The following is an 18,241-nucleotide window of genomic DNA, read 5'->3' as shown; positions in this document are numbered from 1 at the left end:
TCAGGGAAAACTATCTTCTAGTATCGTCATTATATATGATTGATTTTGCAAACGCAAGCACTTTTTTATTTTATACTTATTTTATTGAACATCCCGCGTTTTCTATGCTATACTAAATTAGAAGGAAGTGATGAATATGAAGATTGAAAAACTCAATGACAATCAGATACGCTGTACTCTAACGCGTGCCGATCTGGCAGCCCGCCAGCTTCAATTGAGTGAGCTTGCCTATGGAACCGAGAAAGCTAAGTCACTTTTCCATGATATGATGCAACAGGCAGCCTTTGAATTTGGATTCGAGGCAGAGGATATACCTTTAATGATTGAGGCTATACCTGCTTCTTCCGATTCTATTGTGCTGATAATTACTAAAGTCGAGGACCCTGAGGAACTCGATACCCGATTTTCAAAGTTTTCACCATCTCCGGGTGGTGACTGGGATTCAAAGAAAAATGAGGCCCCTGACAAACTGGATGGCGCCGAGACTCTCTTAGACCTGCTTGGAAAGGTGAAAGAGAAGATTGGCACACAGGAGGAGAACTCCGGCGAAGATACGAAAGAAGTCCAGAAAACAAGCCTCCGCTTATTCTCATTTGCAACAATGGACAGTGTCATTCAGGCTGCACGCCTGCTTAGCGGCATGTACAACGGTTCCAACACCCTGTACAAAGACCATGGCGAAGACGTATACATTCTGGCTCTGACGCAGTCAGACCATAAGACGAATGATTTTAACCGCATATGTAATATGCTGTCGGAATATGGCTCTTTGGAAAAGGCTTCTGGTGCAACGCTGGCGTTTCTGGAAGAACATTGTGAGATTCTGATATCTGCCGATGCAGTACAGAAGCTTGCTGTAATCTAATAGCGAAGTCTGCCGCCCGGCGGCTGGTTTTCCAGCTTGCCGGGCGGTGTCTTATTAAGCCTGTATCCTTAAAAAAATGCCCTGGACTTGTCCCAGGGCATTTTTTATAAGCGCTGTCTTATTAAGCATTCAAAAACGCATTAATCTTCTCTTCTAATAAGTCTGCATCTATGCCATGAACCATAGCCGCCTCAGCCAGAGACTCTCCCTGTGCGGACGGGCAGCCAAGACAATGCATTCCGATTTCCATGAGTATTGGTGCAACATCCGGGTTGATGCTGAGAATTTCTCCAATAGTCATATCCTTACTGACCTTTGCCATCATGACGCCTCCTTTTCTCTCTAAGTGTTTCCATTATATACGTATTTTATCATTGTGTAAACATCTTCCGCCAATTAATTCCTAAAATTTGACTTCTCAAATGTCAACATCTTTTTCACTTTTTTTCGACAAAATATAATTTTTATTATAACTTCACAAAACGTCTGTTCTTTTATTTGCCCTGAGTAATCCACCAAAATACTATCTTTTTATGTGGATAATGTGGATAAATTTTGAAAAACTGCACTTTTTCCACCTTTTTCACTTGTTTTGATGTGGATAACTTGGATAAGTCCTTTTTACAATATTTCCCTAATTTTTACATTTTTGTGTAAATTGTACACCCAGTCGACAAAAACCAACATTTCCAGTATTTCCCTTGTCGGAATTTATAGGTTAATCTTGTCCTCAAAAGAAAAAGCCCCTGTCTTCCGCGGGACTTTTTCTCTGCTTTTGTATATATCTAAATTAGTCGTCTTACAGTAAGAATGTTCGTGTAAGTGGCCGGCAGGATGCCGATTCCCCTGGAACTGTTGATTGCATTTACAATCTGTCCGTCTCCCATGTAGATTCCCACATGACCGTCATAGAGTATGATATCTCCCGGAATGGCCTGGTCATAGCTGACAGGCGTTCCGACATTTTCCATATCCCAAGTCGTCCTTGGCAGGCTGACTCCGAAGTGGGCATATACGGACTGTACAAACCCGGAACAGTCTGCACCGTTTGTCAGGCTTGTGCCGCCCCATACGTACGGGTTGCCGATGAACTGGCAGGCATAATCTACAACAGCTTGTCCCGTCCCGGCTTTCGCCTGGGCTTCTTCTGCTGCCTTAGCTGCCGCTTCTTCTGCTTCTTTGGCAAGCCTTGCCTCCTCTTCCTCTTTTGATTCCGCGTAAGTAAATGCCTCTTCCGGGGCCTCGGCCTCCGAGCTCTGCACCATTTCCTGTGCCTTCTGCTCTGCGTTATTTCCTATTATAATATACTCAGAGTATACATAGCCTGTAACAGAACCGGACTGGATCTTCGTCCACTCGCCCACCGGACCTATGACTTTGGCCGCATAATCAGGATATAACTTGCCTACCCACTCACTTTCTTTTGTTGGTTCACTCCTTATATAAAGAAATGACTGTACATTGGCAAATGCCATATCTAAATACTCACCCTTACGTGTAGGTACGAGATAGTCTTCTACTTCTATATCATTCTGTGAAGTATAGCAATCATTCAGTACCTCTTCAATTCCGACGCTTGGCATTATTCCTGAAGCATCCGTATCTGCAGCCGATGCTGAGACAGGAAAAGATGCCAAAGCTCCTGTAACGGTAACTAGGAACAATCCCTTTCTAAGAATAGAATCCATAAACTCCCTCCTTTATGTTTTCTTATCTTTTGTAATTGTTACAGAATTGTTACATATGTTACGGTGATATTATATCAATGCTGTCCATTAATGTCAAGGCTATTTTACTGTGTTTTTATCGTCATATTTCTTCCTTTTTTTACCATATTCAGGCTATTGATTCATTATAATTGTTACAAATTGTTACATATAAGATTTTTAAGTTGACAAATGTATTTCTCTGATTTATACTAATTATAGTAATTGTTATTATTATTGAAAGGAGGATGCGTAGATGGCAAATTTGAAATACAGCAGGCAGAGGGCCTCTATCAAGGAGTATCTGGCCGGTACTGTTGAACATCCTACAGCCGATACCGTATATATGCACGTCAAAGAAGAATTTCCTAATATAAGCCTTGGCACCGTTTACCGTAATCTCAATCTACTTGCTGATATAGGCGACGCGGTCAAAATCACGACCCCTGACGGCGGCGACCGTTTTGACGGGCGGACGGAGCCTCATTACCATGTAGTATGTGGTTCATGCGGTAAAGTAGAAGATCTTGAGATGTCGTCTGAAGAAATTGCTTCTATAAATAATGCGGCAGATTCCATCTTTGATGGGAAGATAACATCTCACACCACCCTTTTCTATGGTACCTGTAAGGATTGCCTGGAAAAAGAAAAATAAATTTTAAATTGGGATTGACAAAAGATAAAATATATGCTAAATTAATATCAGTAACTATTACTAATATTAAAAATAAAAAATAACATAAAAGAAAAGGAGAGATTTATCATGAAAAAATTTGTTTGTACAGTATGTGGTTATGTTCACGAGGGAGAGGCTGCACCGGCTGAATGTCCAGTCTGTCATGCACCGGCTGAGAAGTTCAAAGAGCAGACAGGTAACAGAGAATGGGCTGCTGAGCACGTTGTAGGCGTGGCTAAAGGCGTAAGCGAAGATATCCTTGCTGACTTAAGAGCTAACTTTGAGGGTGAATGTTCAGAAGTAGGCATGTATCTTGCAATGGCAAGAGTTGCGCATAGAGAAGGCTATCCGGAGATTGGCTTATATTGGGAAAAAGCTGCTTATGAAGAGGCTGAGCATGCATCTAAGTTTGCAGAGCTGTTAGGCGAAGTTGTTACAGACAGCACAAAGAAGAACCTCGAAATGAGAGTAGATGCTGAGAACGGTGCAACTGCAGGTAAGTTTGACCTTGCAAAACGTGCCAAAGCTGCTAACCTGGACGCAATTCATGACACAGTTCATGAAATGGCAAGAGATGAAGCCCGTCACGGAAAAGCATTTGAAGGCTTATTGAAGAGATACTTTGGATAGGATATAATAGAGACAACGGCAGATGATGCTGTAGAATACTAAGCAGGACGGTGGAAATCTGAGATTTCACCGTCCTCAATTTCAAAGGAGGATTTTGATATGTCAAAGTATGCAGGAACAAAAACTGAAAAGAACCTTATGGAAGCCTTTGCCGGTGAATCACAGGCGCGCAACAAATACACATACTATGCTTCCGCTGCGAGAAAAGCAGGTTTTGTACAGATGTCCAACATTTTCCTGGAGACCGCTGACCAGGAAAAGGAGCACGCCAAATTATGGTTTAAAGAATTCCACGGAATCGGCGATGTGGAAGCAAACCTAGAAGACGCTGTTGCAGGCGAGAATTATGAGTGGACAGACATGTACAAACGCATGGCTGAGGAGGCAAGAGAAGAAGGGTTCGAAGATCTTGCAGAGAGATTCGAAGGCGTAGCCGAAGTGGAGGCTGCCCATGAGAAACGCTATGGCAAGCTGCTTGAAAGTTTCAAAGCTGGCAAGACATTCAAGGGAGATGCTCCGCTTGGCTGGAAGTGCAACAACTGTGGATACATCTACTACGGAGACGAAGCTCCGGAAGAATGTCCGGTCTGTGCACATCCAAGAGCACATTTTGAACGTAAAGTTGAGAACTATTAATAATATTGGATAAATTGGGGACGGAGGAAAATGAAAAAACCTCCGTCCCCAGTCTCTTTTTAGTTTAATATGTCACACATTCTTTTCTCTTTTAACTTTCATCCCGCTCCGGAGCATTATTGGCCTGACCACATTTAATAGCCTCCCCTCCATGCCATCCTCCTAGAAGCAGTGCGTCAAGAATGCAAAACGCATTACCAATGTGTATTGAAGTTGCATCATCACCGGTATTGGTATCTTAATCTGCAGGTATATGTAAGCAGCACAACATAATGCTGTCAAAATATCCATCTGTGCCAATTTTTAATGCTCTTGTTGTTTCCGTGCCTGTTATTTTTTTAATTCAGGGTTGCTTTTTTATTATAATGGGTATAATATACTCATATAAGATATGTAGTTTTTAAAACTACATATTGATTTATCAATATTTCAGGAGGCAGTAATATGGCAGAAGTAATCAAATCACACATTAAAGATCCGGGGAGCGCAATAACACATTTTATAGGTATGCTGATGGCAATCTTTGCAGCTGTACCTTTGTTGATAAAGGCCGCCAATGAGCCGAGCAGAATATACATCATATCAATTACAGTATATGCAATCAGCCTGATATTACTATATGCAGCAAGTACCATTTATCATACATTTAATAAATCCGAAAGAGTTAATACTATTCTAAAAAAGATAGATCACATGATGATTAGTATATTGATAGCTGGCAGCTATACCCCGATATGTCTGTTAGTATTGAAAGGAAAGCTCGGCGTCATACTCCTTTCTGTCGTGTGGGGGATAGCTATTGTTGGCATACTTATAAAGGCATTCTGGGTATATTGCCCAAAGTGGATATCATCTGTATTATACATCGGAATGGGATGGACTTGCGTACTTGCATTTACCCAGATACTGAATTCACTGTCCCCCGCAGCATTCGGCTGGCTTTTGGCAGGTGGAATCATCTATACTATTGGGGGAGTCATCTATGCACTTAAACTGCCTATATTCAATACAAAGCACAAATATTTTGGAAGCCATGAAATATTCCACCTGTTCGTAATGGGTGGAAGCGTATGCCACTTTATACTTATGTATGTATTTATACTATAAAGGGACAGGGAAAACTGAAATAGGGACGGAGGAAATCTAGATTTCCTCCGTCCCTATTTCAGTTTCCCCTGTCCCTTTATGCCCTTCAGCTTTTTTTAGCAGCCCTTCCTTTTCTTTCCGTTTCATATGTTTTATCGCATATTCTCTGCTCATAGCCTCATTTTTTGATACATATTCTTCATAATACACCAGTTCCACAGGCCGCCGCATCCGGGTATATTTGCTCCCTTTTCCACAATTATGGGCGTTGAGACGCTTTTCCAAGTCATTAGTCCACCCTGTATACAATGTACCATCCTTACACTTTATTATGTATGTATAATTCATAAAGCCAGTCCTTTCTTCTAATGCCTTATATTATAAGCTTTGTTCTTTTACTTGGCAACACTGGGGACACCGATATTTTAAAAAGGGACACCATAAATCGAATTAGGGACGGAGGTTTTTTCATTTTCCTCCGTCCCCATCATCTTTCTTTTTATTCTGCAAGGTATTCCATTGGGTTTACTGGCTGTCCGTCTTTTCTCATTTCAAAGTATACGTTGCTGCCTTCTACGCTGTAGTATTTTGTCGGCTGGCTGATATAGCCGAGCACACTTTTGGCCTCCACGTAGTCTCCTACTTTAACCGGTACTTCCTTCAGCTGTCCGTAAAAAAGTTCGTATCCGTTACCGATATCTACGTTTACTGTTGTTCCTGTCTCCGCGCTCACATCGATGGATTTGATGATTCCCGGTGCTGCTGAGATGACCTGGTCGCCTTCTGCGCCTGATATAACCAGGGCCGGATTGTACTTATACTGGTCAAGTGTCGAGAAATAAACTGTCTTATCCATGCTGTAGTTCATCAGGATGTTGCCGTCTACCGGCCACAGCAGCTGGCTGTCTTCTGTAAAATGTACAGATGTTCCTGATCCAGCCGTCGTCTGGGTATTCTGATTTTCATTTGCGGCCGCTCCGTCTGCCGTATCGTCCGAGTTGTCATTTACATCTTGCTTATCATCATTCTCTGTTGTATTGATGACAAGATCATTATTGGCTGTCTCGGTTGGTTCTTCCGTCTTTTCCTCTTTTGTGTCATCGGTCTCTTCCGCCTGTGCGAGCTGTTGTTCCTCCTGGGTTTTCCTATAATCCCTGAATGTATATGTTCCAACTATTGCGATCGCTGCCACAAAGCATACTACTACTGCGGCGGTAGCACCTTTTCTTTTCTTTGCTGGCCTTTGCCTCTTATTCATTTTTTATCACCACCTCTGACTATATTTTTGCCAGATAGTGATATACTTATTCCGTGTCTATTAATATTTCTGCTACTTCTTTAATTTCTGTTCCTTCAAAAAATTTTTGCAGTATTTCCTTAAAATCTTTTCCCTTTTTTGCCATCTCATTGGCAGTATACTGGCTCATGCCAAGTCCGTGCCCTACTCCTCTAGTCGTTATTCTTAGCTTCCCGTTATATTTCTGCAATGTAAAGCAGCCGGATGCAAGCCCGTATGTAGTTCTGAATTCTTCTCCGCTTATGTTCTCCTGCCCAACACGGACACTTGTGACATAACCGGCCGTGTCAAAGGCAGTCACTTCAGCATCCATATCATCTATCGTCACAGTCTGTATCTGTTCCTCGGCTTCGATGTCAAGCGGACAGTCTACGATTTTCAGATAAGGATAATCATCGCTTCCCAGAGCCTCTTTTCCGTCACGTGTACTCCCGTTGCTGATACGGAAGAATGGAGTTACTGCCAGATTCTCTCCATACATCAGTACCTGCCCCTCTGTTTCATTCCAAGCCTTTTTCAGTCTGTCATAATATTTGGAATATTTGCTGACTCCCCATGCATCTTCCATTTGTTTTGTCGTCCAGAACTCATCAGACAGCACCGTATCGCTGCCTGCCTCTTTTATCTTTTTGTATACATCCGTACGTACAAGCACGGCCTGGGCCTTCAATGCCTCTGCTTTATATGACGCAGGAATCTCCCGTGCCAGGATTCCGATACAGTATTCTTCAATCGGCATCTTAACTTCCTCTCCGGACGCTGTCTTTACTTTGACATACGTGCTGTCCACATGGGAGGTTGCCGTAATGCTTGGCCCATTTAAAAATACGGTCACTACATACGGTAATAATATTATGATGATTAGATAACATCCCCATTGTTTCAGTCTCTGCCGCATAAAAATACCCTCCCATACACTGTATGGAAGGGTATGAAGATTTATTCCCTGTTTCTGATAATAAAGAAGTAAATTGCCGTATAAAGAGGAACAAATATACCGAGCACTGCATGTGTCACTGCATAGTTCCCATCCGTGTACCTTTTATATATCTGACGGTTCACAAGCACGGTAAGCGTCTTCTGCACGGCTGCAGCAGCCAGGGTAAAAAGGCTGAGGCCAAGAACCGCCAGCAGCATAATTCCACTACCGAAGCCTGAAAACATATCATAAAAGGTATAGTAAGAATTATATGCATAGTCAGCCACGCGAACGACATTCGCCAGTACCCCGGCCCAGACTATCACGGTAAATATTCCGGTTATGACCCCCGAGGCTATCGGTATCACAAGAAGCCATATGCCTGGATTATCCATCTGCCGCTCCTTAAATGCCAAAGGTCCGCATAGCTCTCCCTGATAGTAGACTCTCGCATAAGGAATAAATGCGAGCCAAGGGTATCTCATCCCCCTCTTTTTACCAAGTGTATACATGCCGATTCCCTGCAATATATAGGATGCCAGTGCGGCGATGCCTATAACTCCCAGAACCAGCAAATAAATCAATAATACGATTGCCAGGCCACTGCTTTCATGCATAATTATACCTCCACAGTCAGTTTATCGAGGTGCCATATATCCTTTACATACTCTTCAATCGTTCGGTCAGATGAAAACTTTCCACAGCTCGCCGTATTCAGAAGCGCCATCCTGGCCCATCTGTCACGGTCTCTGTATGCTGCCTCAACCTTCTCCTGAGCTTCTGCATATGCCCTGAAATCCTTCAGGATAAAATACATATCTGCTCTGCTGCTGCTCTTCGTATTCAAAAGCGAATTATACAAATCACGGTACATCTCACGGTTGCCGTAACCGTATGTACCATCAACCAGCTGGTCCACCACACGGCGGATATCGTGGTCACTGTTATATATATCGACTGGATTATAGCCCCCATTCTGTTCATAGCTGATAACTTCATCTGAGCTCAGACCGAAGATAAATGCATTCTCGATTCCTACCTCCTGCACTATCTCGACGTTCGCCCCGTCCATCGTGCCAAGTGTCGGCGCACCGTTCAGCATGAACTTCATGTTGCCCGTGCCCGAAGCCTCCTTGGACGCGGTAGATATCTGCTCGCTCACATCCGCCCCTGCAAATAGCAGTTCCGCATTGGATACGCGGTAATCTTCTATGAACACTACCTTGAGTTTGCCGTTGATGCTGCGGTCATTATTGACAACTTCAGCTACGGAATTGATGAGCTTGATAATCTGCTTTGCACGTATATAACCCGCAGATGCCTTGGCCCCAAATATAAATGTCCTTGGATAGAAGCTCTTTTCCGGATGCTCCTTAATCTGGTTGTACAGATACATCACATGCAGGATATTCAGAAGCTGGCGCTTATATTCATGCAGACGCTTCACCTGTACATCAAAAATCGAACGGGGATCGATTTCTAACCCATTATGCTCCAGAATATATTGTGCCAGCCGCTCCTTATTTTTATACTTGATGCTCATGAATTCCTTAAGAGCTTCCCCGTCATCAGCCCATTTCTTAAGGCCGTCCATAAGTGATAAATCGGTTATCCAGTCCTTCGTGCCGAGCTTGTCGGTCACCCAGTCCGCAAGCAGCGGATTGCCGTGCATGAGGAAACGCCTTTGTGTGATACCGTTCGTCTTATTGTTGAACTTCGACGGCATCATCTCGTAGAAGTCACGCAGCTCCTGCTTTTTAAGTATCTCCGTGTGAAGTGCGGCGACACCGTTCACGGAATATCCCGCGACGATTGCAAGGTGGGCCATCTTCACCTGACCGTCCATAAGAATCGCCATTCTCTTTACCTTGCCTTCGTCTCCCGGATACTGATGCCGAATCTGTTCCACAAAACGCCGGTCAATTTCCTGAATAATCTGGTAGACACGGGGAAGCAGCCTTGAGAACAAGTCAATCGGCCATTTCTCCAGTGCTTCTGCCATAATCGTGTGGTTCGTATATGCGCAGGTATGTGTCGTAATCTCCCATGCTTCGTTCCAGCCAAGCCCTTCCTCGTCAAGAAGGATACGCATCAGTTCCGCCACCGCGACGGTCGGATGGGTATCATTCATCTGGAATGTCACTTTCTCCGGAAGCTTATGAATATCATCATGGGTCGTCTTATACTTCGCTACCGCCTGCTGTATGCTTGCAGATATGAAGAAATACTGCTGCTTCAGCCTCAGCTCTTTGCCTGCGTAATGGTTGTCATTCGGATATAGCACCTCAACGATGTTCTTAGCAAGATTCTCCTGCTCTACCGCTTTGTGATAGTCCCCGCGGTCGAATTCATCCAGCTGAAAGTCAACTATCGGCTCTGCATCCCAGATACGGAGCGTATTGACCACATGGTTGTTATAGCCGACAATCGGCATATCATAAGGAACCGCACGGACAGATTCATAATGCTCCTGTACGAAATGCGTCTTTCCTTCCTCGTCATATTCCACACGGATATTTCCGCCAAAGCGCACTTCCCTGGCGTATTCCGGACGTCTCAGCTCAAAAGGATTGCCGTTTTTGAGCCAGTTATCCGGCATCTCTATCTGATAGCCGTCCTCAATCTTCTGTTTGAACATCCCATAACGGTAGCGGATTCCGCACCCGTACGCGGCATATCCAAGCGTTGCCAGGGAATCCAGGAAACACGCTGCAAGACGGCCAAGACCTCCGTTGCCAAGTGCTGCATCCGGTTCTTCATCTTCTATCGTATTGAGGTCAATACCCATCTCGTCCAGCGCTTCTTTAACTTCCTTATAAGCGGTCATGTTAATCAGGTTATTTCCCAGAGCCCTGCCCATGAGAAATTCCATAGACATATAATACACAATCTTCGGATCCTGCTCATTGTATGCCTTCTGTGTCGCAATCCAGTCATCTATGATGACTTCCTTAACCGCGTAAGATACTGCCTGGAACAGCTGCTGAGGGGTTGCCTCATCCACAGTCTTACGGAATAAAGTCTTTACATTATTCGTAACCTCTCTCTTAAACTTTTCTTTCTCAAAAATCGGATTATACATATTTTCCCCTTTACTTCTTCTGAACACCTAATTTTACCTCTTCTCCGTTAATCTTCCAGTCTTTTACAAAGCCCGACGGAGCCGTCTTTGTCATATTCAGCGCAAGTGTCTCCTCTGCAATGACATCCGCATTGTCGGCAAATACCTTTTCTGCCTTTTCCGTGCCTTCATAGGTCACTTCTATCTTATCCATTACTTCAAAATCAGCTTCTTTACGCATCGTCTGAATCTTGCTGATAATCTCACGGACAAATCCTTCTTCCAGAAGTTCCTCAGACAGATTCGTATCCAGCACCACCGTAATGCCATTGTCATTTTCTGACACATAGCCTTCCATCTGTGCGGCTTCTATCAGCAAGTCTTCGCGGAACAACGTAATCTCCTGGCCATTTACATCCAGCTTCAATGCTCCTGTTGCATTCAGCTCATCCATGGCAGCATTGCCGTCCAGAGTATCCAGTGCTGATTTTATGCCTCCTAACATTTTACCATATTTTGGCCCTACTGTCTTTAGCTGAGGCTTAAAACTATAGGAAGTAAAGTCACGAACCTCTTGTGTAAATGTCATGGTTTTTACATTTAACTCATCTGTAACGATATCCTGGTAGAACATAGGAAGCTCGAAATCTGCCTTTACATACATCTGCCCGATAGGCTGGCGGTTCTTAATATTCGCAGTATTACGGCATGCACGTCCCATGACGACAAGCTTCAGCACCTTCTCCATATTGGACTCGAGCTCTGTGTCGATACAGCTTTCGTCTGCTGCAGGGAAATTACACAAGTGTATGCTTTCCGGCGCCTCCTTATCGATGCTTCTCACAAGGTTCTGATATATATCTTCTGTCATAAACGGAATCATCGGGGCAGCTGCCTTGCAGACTGTCACAAGCGCCGTATACAGCGTCATATAGGCATTGATCTTATCCTGCTCCATGCCTTTTGCCCAGAATCGTTCGCGGCTTCTTCTGACATACCAGTTGCTCATGTCATCTACGAAATCCTGCAGTGCTCTTGCAGCCTCCGGGATCCGGTAGTTCTTCAGGTCATTATCTACTTCTTTAACGAGCGTGTTCATCTTGGAAAGCAGCCATTTGTCCATAACTGACAATCTGTCATATTCGAGCGCATAATTTGTCGCGTCAAATTCGTCAATATTCGCATACAGCACAAAGAACGCATATGTGTTCCATAATGTACCCATGAACTTGCGCTGCCCCTCTGTCACTGCTTTGCCGTGGAAACGGTTCGGAAGCCACGGGGCACTGTTCACATAGAAGTACCAGCGGATTGCGTCCGCACCATACTTGTCAAGAGCGTCAAACGGATCTACCGCATTCCCTTTTGACTTGCTCATCTTCTGTCCATTTTCGTCCTGCACGTGTCCAAGCACGATAACATTCTTATATGGGGCTTTATTAAATATCAACGTAGATATGGCCAGCAGAGAATAGAACCATCCTCTCGTCTGGTCCACAGCCTCTGAAATAAAATCCGCCGGAAACTGCTTTTCAAATAGTTCTTTATTTTCAAATGGATAATGATGCTGCGCAAACGGCATCGCACCTGAGTCGAACCAGCAGTCGACAACCTCCGGTACACGATGCATCTCCTTGCCGCACTTCGGACACTTCACCGTCACTTCATCGATATACGGGCGGTGAAGCTCGATATCGTCCTGACAGTTGTCTGACATAGACTTCAGCTCTTCTATGCTGCCGATAGAATGCTGATGTCCACAGCCACACTCCCAGATGTTCAAAGGAGTTCCCCAATACCGGTTGCGGCTGATGCCCCAGTCCTGGACATTTTCCAGCCAGTCGCCGAAGCGGCCTTTGCCGATGCTCTCCGGAATCCAGTTGATAGTATTGTTATTGGCAATCAAGTCATCCTTTACTGCCGTCATATTGATGAACCATGATTCACGTGCGTAGTAGATGAGCGGCGTGTCACATCTCCAGCAGTGTGGATAGCTGTGTTCAAACTTAGGCGCTTCAAATAAAAGACCCTGTTCTTCCAGATCCTTCAGCACGAGCGGATCTGCTTTCTTCACAAATACGCCGGCATACGGAGTTGACTCGCTCATATTGCCCTTCTCATCCACAAGCTGTACAAACGGCATATCGTACTTACGTCCGACTTTGGCATCATCCTCACCAAAAGCCGGTGCTATATGGACGACGCCCGTACCGTCTGTGAGTGTTACGTATGAATCGCATGTGACAAAGAACGCTTTCTTATTTTGTTTCTGTGCGCATTCTGCCGCACAGGAAAAGAGCGGTTCATATTCTTTATATTCCAAATCCTGTCCTTTATAATTTTCCAGGACCTCATATGCTGATTGACCTTCTTCCGCGAGCTTGCCAAGCACTTTATCCAGCAGCGCCTCAGCCAGATAATATACATAGCCGTCAGCAGCCTTAACCTTCACATAATCCTCTGCAGGGTTCACACAGAGTCCGATATTGGATGGCAAGGTCCATGGCGTTGTCGTCCATGCAAGGATATACGCATCCTCGCCCTTCACTTTAAAACGCACAATCGCAGAGCGTTCCTTCACATCCTTATATCCCTGTGCCACCTCTTGCGCAGACAGGGGCGTACCGCAGCGCGGGCAGTAAGGCACAATCTTGAATCCCTTGTACAGAAGTCCCTTATCCCAGATTTGCTTCAAAGCCCACCACTCTGATTCGATAAAGTCATTGTGATAGGTCACATATGGATGATCCATATCAGCCCAGAAGCCAACCGTACTGGAGAAATCCTCCCACATCCCTTTGTATTTCCATACGCTTTCTTTGCATTTATCAATAAACGGTTCCAGACCATATTCCTCAATCTGCTCCTTACCGTCCAGTCCGAGAAGCTTCTCCACCTCCAGCTCCACCGGTAAGCCATGGGTGTCCCATCCAGCCTTCCTCGGAACTTCATACCCCTTCATCGTACGGTATCTCGGAATCATATCCTTGATGACACGAGTAAGCACATGGCCGATGTGAGGCTTGCCATTCGCGGTGGGCGGTCCATCATAGAACATGTAGATGTCATTACCGTCCTTCTCCTTCATACTCTTCTCAAAGATATCGTTCTCTTTCCAGAACTTCTCCGTCGCTTTCTCTCTTTCAACAAAGTTCAAATCCGTTGAAACCTTTTTATACATTTCTCTTCCTCCTTAAACATCCATCAGGGACACGGCAATTCCCGGTTGGGGACGGGGTATTTCTAGAAATACCCCGTCCCCAATTAAATTCAGGGTGTCCCTTTTCATAATTTAAATTTGGGTTAAAAAAAACTTCCGCCCTGAATAGGACGAAAGCTAAAGCTTCGTTTATAAACCACCTAAACATACTGCCATATGCCTTCCCTGTAACGGGGGAAATCCGTCGGCATCTACTGGGCTCTGTCACCTTTCGACATCCGCAACTCGGAAGTGATATTCAGATATAACTTACTTGCGCCGGGCTTCCACCGTCCCCGGCTCTCTATCGCGTTTGGAAATACCTTACTGTCTTCGTCAACGTTTTTTATACTCTGCTTTATTATAGTAAGAAAACCCTTGATAGTCAAGGGTTTTCTTTTATTCTACCGTTAAATGCCGGCTACCACTCCCATCCGGCTCTTTGTCATCCTATAACTATCTTCGGCGCCTTCTCCGCCTGCGCCTTCTCTGCTTCTTGATAATCCTGCTGACATAAAATACTAATATCAATACGCCCGCCACCATAACAACCGTCGCAAATACCGATTTTTTCTTGCTGCTCTTTTCCTTCTTATCGTTGGTGCCAGCTGCTTTTATCTTCGCCGAATGTTCCTTTATATAAGACTTGCTGAGCTTAGCCCTTGCAGACCCGAGCGCGTATCCCTTGTATGAATAGGTAAGGACCGCCTCACCCCGAACATTCTCATCTGCCTTAAGCTTCATATCCAGATCTTTGAAATCTATCCCGTCAGGGAGCATGACATAACCTCCCTCATCACCCTCTATAATCTCCTCCACATCTTTGGACTTCTCAGCTCCCGCCACTTTTTCTTTTTTGAAACTGTTAAATCCATAGTCAAGCAGATTCTTCGTGTCGGAATAGATATTAGACCCATGTGTCCTGAGCACCACACAGACGAGTTGGGTGCCGTCCTTCTCTGCCATGGTAATCAGGGTAGACAATGCGTCAGAAGTATAACCAGTCTTTCCTCCGATTGCATACTCATAATAGTTAGAATTGTCCGGCATGAGCATCTTGTGCTTCTGCTGGAAAATGTGTTCTTCACACGTGTCTGTTGCCGGTATCGTATAGTTGAGTGTCTGGACGATGTCAAAGAACTCCGGGTGCTTGAACAGCTCTCTTCCGATAAGTGCCATGTCCCGTGCACATGTATAATGGTTCTCATCGTGCAAGCCGTTGGTATTGGCAAAGTTGGAATTCTCACCGCCAAGCTCTCTACATCTGGCATTCATCTGCTCCAGGAACCAGCTGTAATCATGCCCCGCATTCTTGCCCACACTCTCTCCTACCGCGTATGCCGCTTCATTGGCAGATGCAAGCAATGTGGCGTGCAGCGCCTCATCCAGACTGACAACATCCCCTTCTTTCATTCCGATAGACGAATCACCCGGCTGAAGAAATGCGATGCTTTCATGGGTAAATGTCACCTCGTCCGTGAGCTGCCCGTTCTCCAGTGCCACGAGAGCCGTGAGCACCTTTGTTATACTTGCGGGATATTCATGCTCGTCAATATTCTTGGCGTATAATATGGCACCTGTGCCCACATCCATGACTATACCCGCTTCCCCGTATGTGGACGGGCCTTTGGGCCACTTCTTCACTTCATTCGTCTGTACGGGCATCTCGTAGGCTTCCCGCTCCGCTTTCTGCTCCGGAGTCTCTTCCTCGGATGCATTTTCTTCCTCCGGCTCCACTGCATACACGATGTCAAATACGCTGGTAAATGCTATCGCAAGCGACAGTAAGATAATCAGGGTCCACCTGCTGCGCTTCATATGTCTGTCCTCCCAGTTTTACAATTTTCCGATATACCAGACAAGCCTGCCTTTCGTATCTGAAATCTTGACAGGACCAAACATCCGGGAATCTTCAGAATTCTCTCTGTTATCCCCCAGTACAAATACTTCCCCATCTGTGACAGTAATTGGAAATACGATACCGCTTTTCACAGCCTTCGTCTCACCCAGAGCCCACGGTTCTTCCAGCTCTTTTCCGTTCACATACAGCCTGCCGCCTTCGATATTGACCGTGTCGCCTGCCACTGCCACGACACGTTTCACAAACTCCTCATCATTAGGCCTTTCGATTGCTATGATATCTCCGGGTACATATGTCTTCTGCCTGCGTTTGTATACGACCATATCTTTATCATGCAGCGTCGGATACATGGACTGTCCCTCCACATAGGATATCCCCATTACGATCTGGAACAGGCCGCATATGACTACAATGATAGCGGCAAATTCAAGTATGGTGCGGAGCCAGCTCATCCTGCGCATATGCTTCTTTTTCTTCTTGGTAGGCGGATCCACATCCTCCAGCACCTTCTGCTTCACTTGCTTTATTTCATCTGCATCCATATAGCATAACCTTCTTTGATAATTTTATCTAGTTAACATTATAAATGATATATGGAAAATTAACAAGAACAAAGGATTTTTATATAGGAAAAGCCCCCCGGATCCATGAACCGGGAGGCTCTTCTTAAAATATTATGACTGCATCGTATCTACAGTTTCCTGCGCCAGCTTATCAGCCAGCTGGTCTTCAAAGTCTTTTTCTCTCTTCTTTTGCTTATGTCTGTGTACTGCAAAGACCACAATCATCACAATGAGTACGATGAGTGCCGGCAGATCCCATGCACATAATCCCAATACACTGTGTGAAAACATATATTTCAGCATATTCTCTTCCTCCTTATCCTGCTGCTAAGCTGCTTCGTCTTTATCAAATTCTTTATCTGCCATGGCAATCTCTTCTCGTAATTCAAAAATCCTCTCCTGGCGCTTCTTCATGCTTCTTGTATATCCAAGTTCAACCAGCAGCGCCAGCAGCAGCAGTAAGAAGTGAAGTATACAGCACTTGTGGTCCTTGGATGCCCGGTTCGCCAACGGCACTCCTTCATCATCGGACTGGACAAGCTGTTGAACGTTCGCCCCTATGGCATCACCCAAGTCTTGGGCTAATGCGGCAACCGGCTCTACGATAGTCTGAATTACTGTAGCAGGTGTAATCGGTCCGGCATTGGCTGGAGTAGTTGTTCCGTCTCCGCCAGGTGTCGTACCTCCCGGATTCGTTCCGTCAGGTGTCGTACCTCCCGGTGTAACTGGTACCTCGCTCCACTGGGCATACATTACAAGTCCGCCCTCGGCCATTTTAATCCAGTTACCTGGTTCATATACGTTCTGGCTATCTGCATCATTGCTCCAGCCGTCAAATACATAACCATCGTTTCTAAATCCGTTTTCTTTAAGCGTAACCTGGTAATTGACCGGATAAATAGCATCATCTGTCGTCTCGCCTGTGGCGTTCTGCGCATTTGCGTTATAGGTAATACCATATTCTTCGGCATCCGGTATTCCGTCCGGCGTTCCGTCCGGCCCGTTGTTATCGAGTACATAGAATACATTGATTACATTCATATCTTCGTTCGTACTGATAACTGTCTCATATGCCTTACCTGTATCCACCAGCATATAATTCTTGCCGTCCTTCTCCTTCGTGTCAGGCGTATCCGCTTTTACTGTCGCTTCAAACTGTGCATTTTCATTGACAGTTTCATCTTCCGCCAGGTTATTGTCATAGAAGTAGTTCACGGTATATCTATAACTGTTGATGCGGAAGCTTCCATTGATTACCACATCCTCTGCCGGCATCATAAAGTTATCCGGATGCTGCCAGCCGCTGAATGTGTAGCCTTCTTTTGCAGGCTGATCTCTCAAGGTCACTTTACTGTTGAACGGATGGCTTTCTACTGCTCCATGCTGTACGCCGTCCACCTTGTACGTCACGTTGTAGCTGTTGATGGTGAATGTTCCGGTGATTGTGATGTCCCCGGTTCCCATCTTATCCGGCAGCGTGCCGTTCCAGCCCTCGAACGTATAGCCTTCCTTCGTCGGCCTATCCCTCAGCGGGTCTATGTCCTGGCCGTACTTGTAGGTGTCTAACGCTCCATGCCGTTTTCCGTCCACGAGGTACTCTACCGTATGCTCATCCCTCGTGTAGTAAAGCTTCAGTACGAGCTTGCCGTCTCCTGTTATCGTCCCTTCCGTCACGTTATCCTTAGAGTCCTTGTCATATGTGAACCCTGTGAACGTCGTCGGGTTCGCCGTCGCCAGCGTAT

At 45.2% G+C, this 18,241-nt stretch carries 17 protein-coding genes and 1 pseudogene; 5 read left to right on the top strand and 13 right to left on the bottom strand.

Features of this window, described 5'->3' with window-relative positions; genetic code table 11:
- Nucleotides 1-136: 136 nt before the first annotated feature.
- Nucleotides 137-865, top strand: coding sequence for an adaptor protein MecA (locus tag HJV72_RS03595; RefSeq protein ID WP_049728433.1), 729 nt, complete (start codon nt 137-139; stop codon nt 863-865).
- 121 nt (nt 866-986) lie between these two features.
- Here HJV72_RS03595 and HJV72_RS03590 read toward each other — a convergent pair whose 3' ends face one another.
- Together HJV72_RS03590 and HJV72_RS03585 are read right to left on the bottom strand one after the other, a co-directional pair.
- Nucleotides 987-1,190 carry a DUF1858 domain-containing protein gene (locus HJV72_RS03590; RefSeq protein ID WP_006443542.1) on the bottom strand — a complete coding sequence of 68 codons (204 nt, stop codon included), beginning with the start codon at nt 1,188-1,190 and terminating at the stop codon, nt 987-989.
- Nucleotides 1,191-1,650: 460 nt separating this feature from the next.
- Nucleotides 1,651-2,553, bottom strand: a complete 903-nt coding sequence (locus HJV72_RS03585; protein WP_208068730.1) for a C40 family peptidase — start codon at nt 2,551-2,553, stop codon at nt 1,651-1,653.
- Between the two features lie 274 nt (nt 2,554-2,827).
- On the opposite strand from HJV72_RS03585, the gene HJV72_RS03580 reads away from it, so the two are divergent.
- The 3 genes from HJV72_RS03580 to rbr all read left to right on the top strand — a co-directional run bounded on the left by HJV72_RS03580 (nt 2,828) and on the right by rbr (nt 4,513).
- Nucleotides 2,828-3,226, top strand: a complete 399-nt coding sequence (locus tag HJV72_RS03580; RefSeq protein WP_208068728.1) for a Fur family transcriptional regulator — start codon at nt 2,828-2,830, stop codon at nt 3,224-3,226.
- A 108-nt stretch (nt 3,227-3,334) separates the two neighbouring features.
- A complete protein-coding gene (locus tag HJV72_RS03575; protein WP_208068726.1) occupies nt 3,335-3,877 on the top strand; it encodes an NADH peroxidase in 543 nt (180 codons plus the stop codon).
- Between the two features lie 99 nt (nt 3,878-3,976).
- Entirely contained in the window at nt 3,977-4,513 is a 537-nt protein-coding gene (rbr, locus tag HJV72_RS03570; protein ID WP_208068724.1) for a rubrerythrin, read from the top strand.
- A 139-nt stretch (nt 4,514-4,652) separates the two neighbouring features.
- Here rbr and HJV72_RS20290 read toward each other — a convergent pair.
- Nucleotides 4,653-4,804 (bottom strand): annotated as a pseudogene (locus tag HJV72_RS20290) (ECF transporter S component); the annotation flags it as partial.
- Between the two features lie 153 nt (nt 4,805-4,957).
- Between HJV72_RS20290 and trhA the strand changes: the two are divergent.
- The gene (gene trhA, locus HJV72_RS03565; protein WP_208068722.1) at nt 4,958-5,620 is read left to right on the top strand and encodes a PAQR family membrane homeostasis protein TrhA; all 663 of its coding nucleotides are present in this window, start codon (nt 4,958-4,960) and stop codon (nt 5,618-5,620) included.
- A gap of 36 nt (nt 5,621-5,656) precedes the next feature.
- Here the strand turns inward: trhA and HJV72_RS03560 are convergent, their stop codons facing one another.
- The 10 genes from HJV72_RS03560 to HJV72_RS03515 form a co-directional block, all read right to left on the bottom strand.
- Nucleotides 5,657-5,947 carry a GIY-YIG nuclease family protein gene (locus HJV72_RS03560; RefSeq protein ID WP_208068714.1) on the bottom strand — a complete coding sequence of 97 codons (291 nt, stop codon included), beginning with the start codon at nt 5,945-5,947 and terminating at the stop codon, nt 5,657-5,659.
- A gap of 151 nt (nt 5,948-6,098) precedes the next feature.
- Nucleotides 6,099-6,857, bottom strand: coding sequence for a M23 family metallopeptidase (locus HJV72_RS03555; protein ID WP_208068710.1), 759 nt, complete (start codon nt 6,855-6,857; stop codon nt 6,099-6,101).
- A 46-nt stretch (nt 6,858-6,903) separates the two neighbouring features.
- On the bottom strand, nt 6,904-7,794 hold the full coding sequence (locus tag HJV72_RS03550) for a SpoIID/LytB domain-containing protein (RefSeq protein ID WP_208068709.1): 891 nt from the start codon (nt 7,792-7,794) through the stop codon (nt 6,904-6,906).
- Between the two features lie 41 nt (nt 7,795-7,835).
- The gene (locus HJV72_RS03545) at nt 7,836-8,432 is read right to left on the bottom strand and encodes a hypothetical protein (RefSeq protein WP_243765502.1); all 597 of its coding nucleotides are present in this window, start codon (nt 8,430-8,432) and stop codon (nt 7,836-7,838) included.
- A 2-nt stretch (nt 8,433-8,434) separates the two neighbouring features.
- Nucleotides 8,435-10,897: a glycogen/starch/alpha-glucan phosphorylase gene (locus HJV72_RS03540; protein WP_208068708.1), complete on the bottom strand. Its 2,463-nt coding sequence runs from the start codon at nt 10,895-10,897 to the stop codon at nt 8,435-8,437.
- A gap of 10 nt (nt 10,898-10,907) precedes the next feature.
- Entirely contained in the window at nt 10,908-14,057 is a 3,150-nt protein-coding gene (gene ileS, locus HJV72_RS03535; RefSeq protein ID WP_208068707.1) for an isoleucine--tRNA ligase, read from the bottom strand.
- Between the two features lie 474 nt (nt 14,058-14,531).
- Nucleotides 14,532-15,893, bottom strand: coding sequence for a D-alanyl-D-alanine carboxypeptidase family protein (locus HJV72_RS03530; protein WP_208068706.1), 1,362 nt, complete (start codon nt 15,891-15,893; stop codon nt 14,532-14,534).
- 18 nt (nt 15,894-15,911) lie between these two features.
- Nucleotides 15,912-16,478: a signal peptidase I gene (gene lepB / locus HJV72_RS03525; RefSeq protein WP_208068704.1), complete on the bottom strand. Its 567-nt coding sequence runs from the start codon at nt 16,476-16,478 to the stop codon at nt 15,912-15,914.
- 132 nt (nt 16,479-16,610) lie between these two features.
- Complete coding sequence (locus tag HJV72_RS03520; RefSeq protein WP_208068703.1) at nt 16,611-16,802, bottom strand: hypothetical protein; 192 nt, start codon at nt 16,800-16,802, stop codon at nt 16,611-16,613.
- 24 nt (nt 16,803-16,826) lie between these two features.
- On the bottom strand, nt 16,827-18,241 hold a 1,415-nt coding region (locus tag HJV72_RS03515; RefSeq protein ID WP_208068702.1), incomplete at its 5' end, for an InlB B-repeat-containing protein.

Origin of the sequence: Extibacter sp. GGCC_0201, assembly GCF_017566055.1 — a bacterium.
GTDB lineage: Bacteria > Bacillota > Clostridia > Lachnospirales > Lachnospiraceae > Extibacter.
The sequence above is the reverse complement of the archived record's forward strand: the minus strand, read 5'-3'. Positions and strand labels throughout refer to the sequence as shown.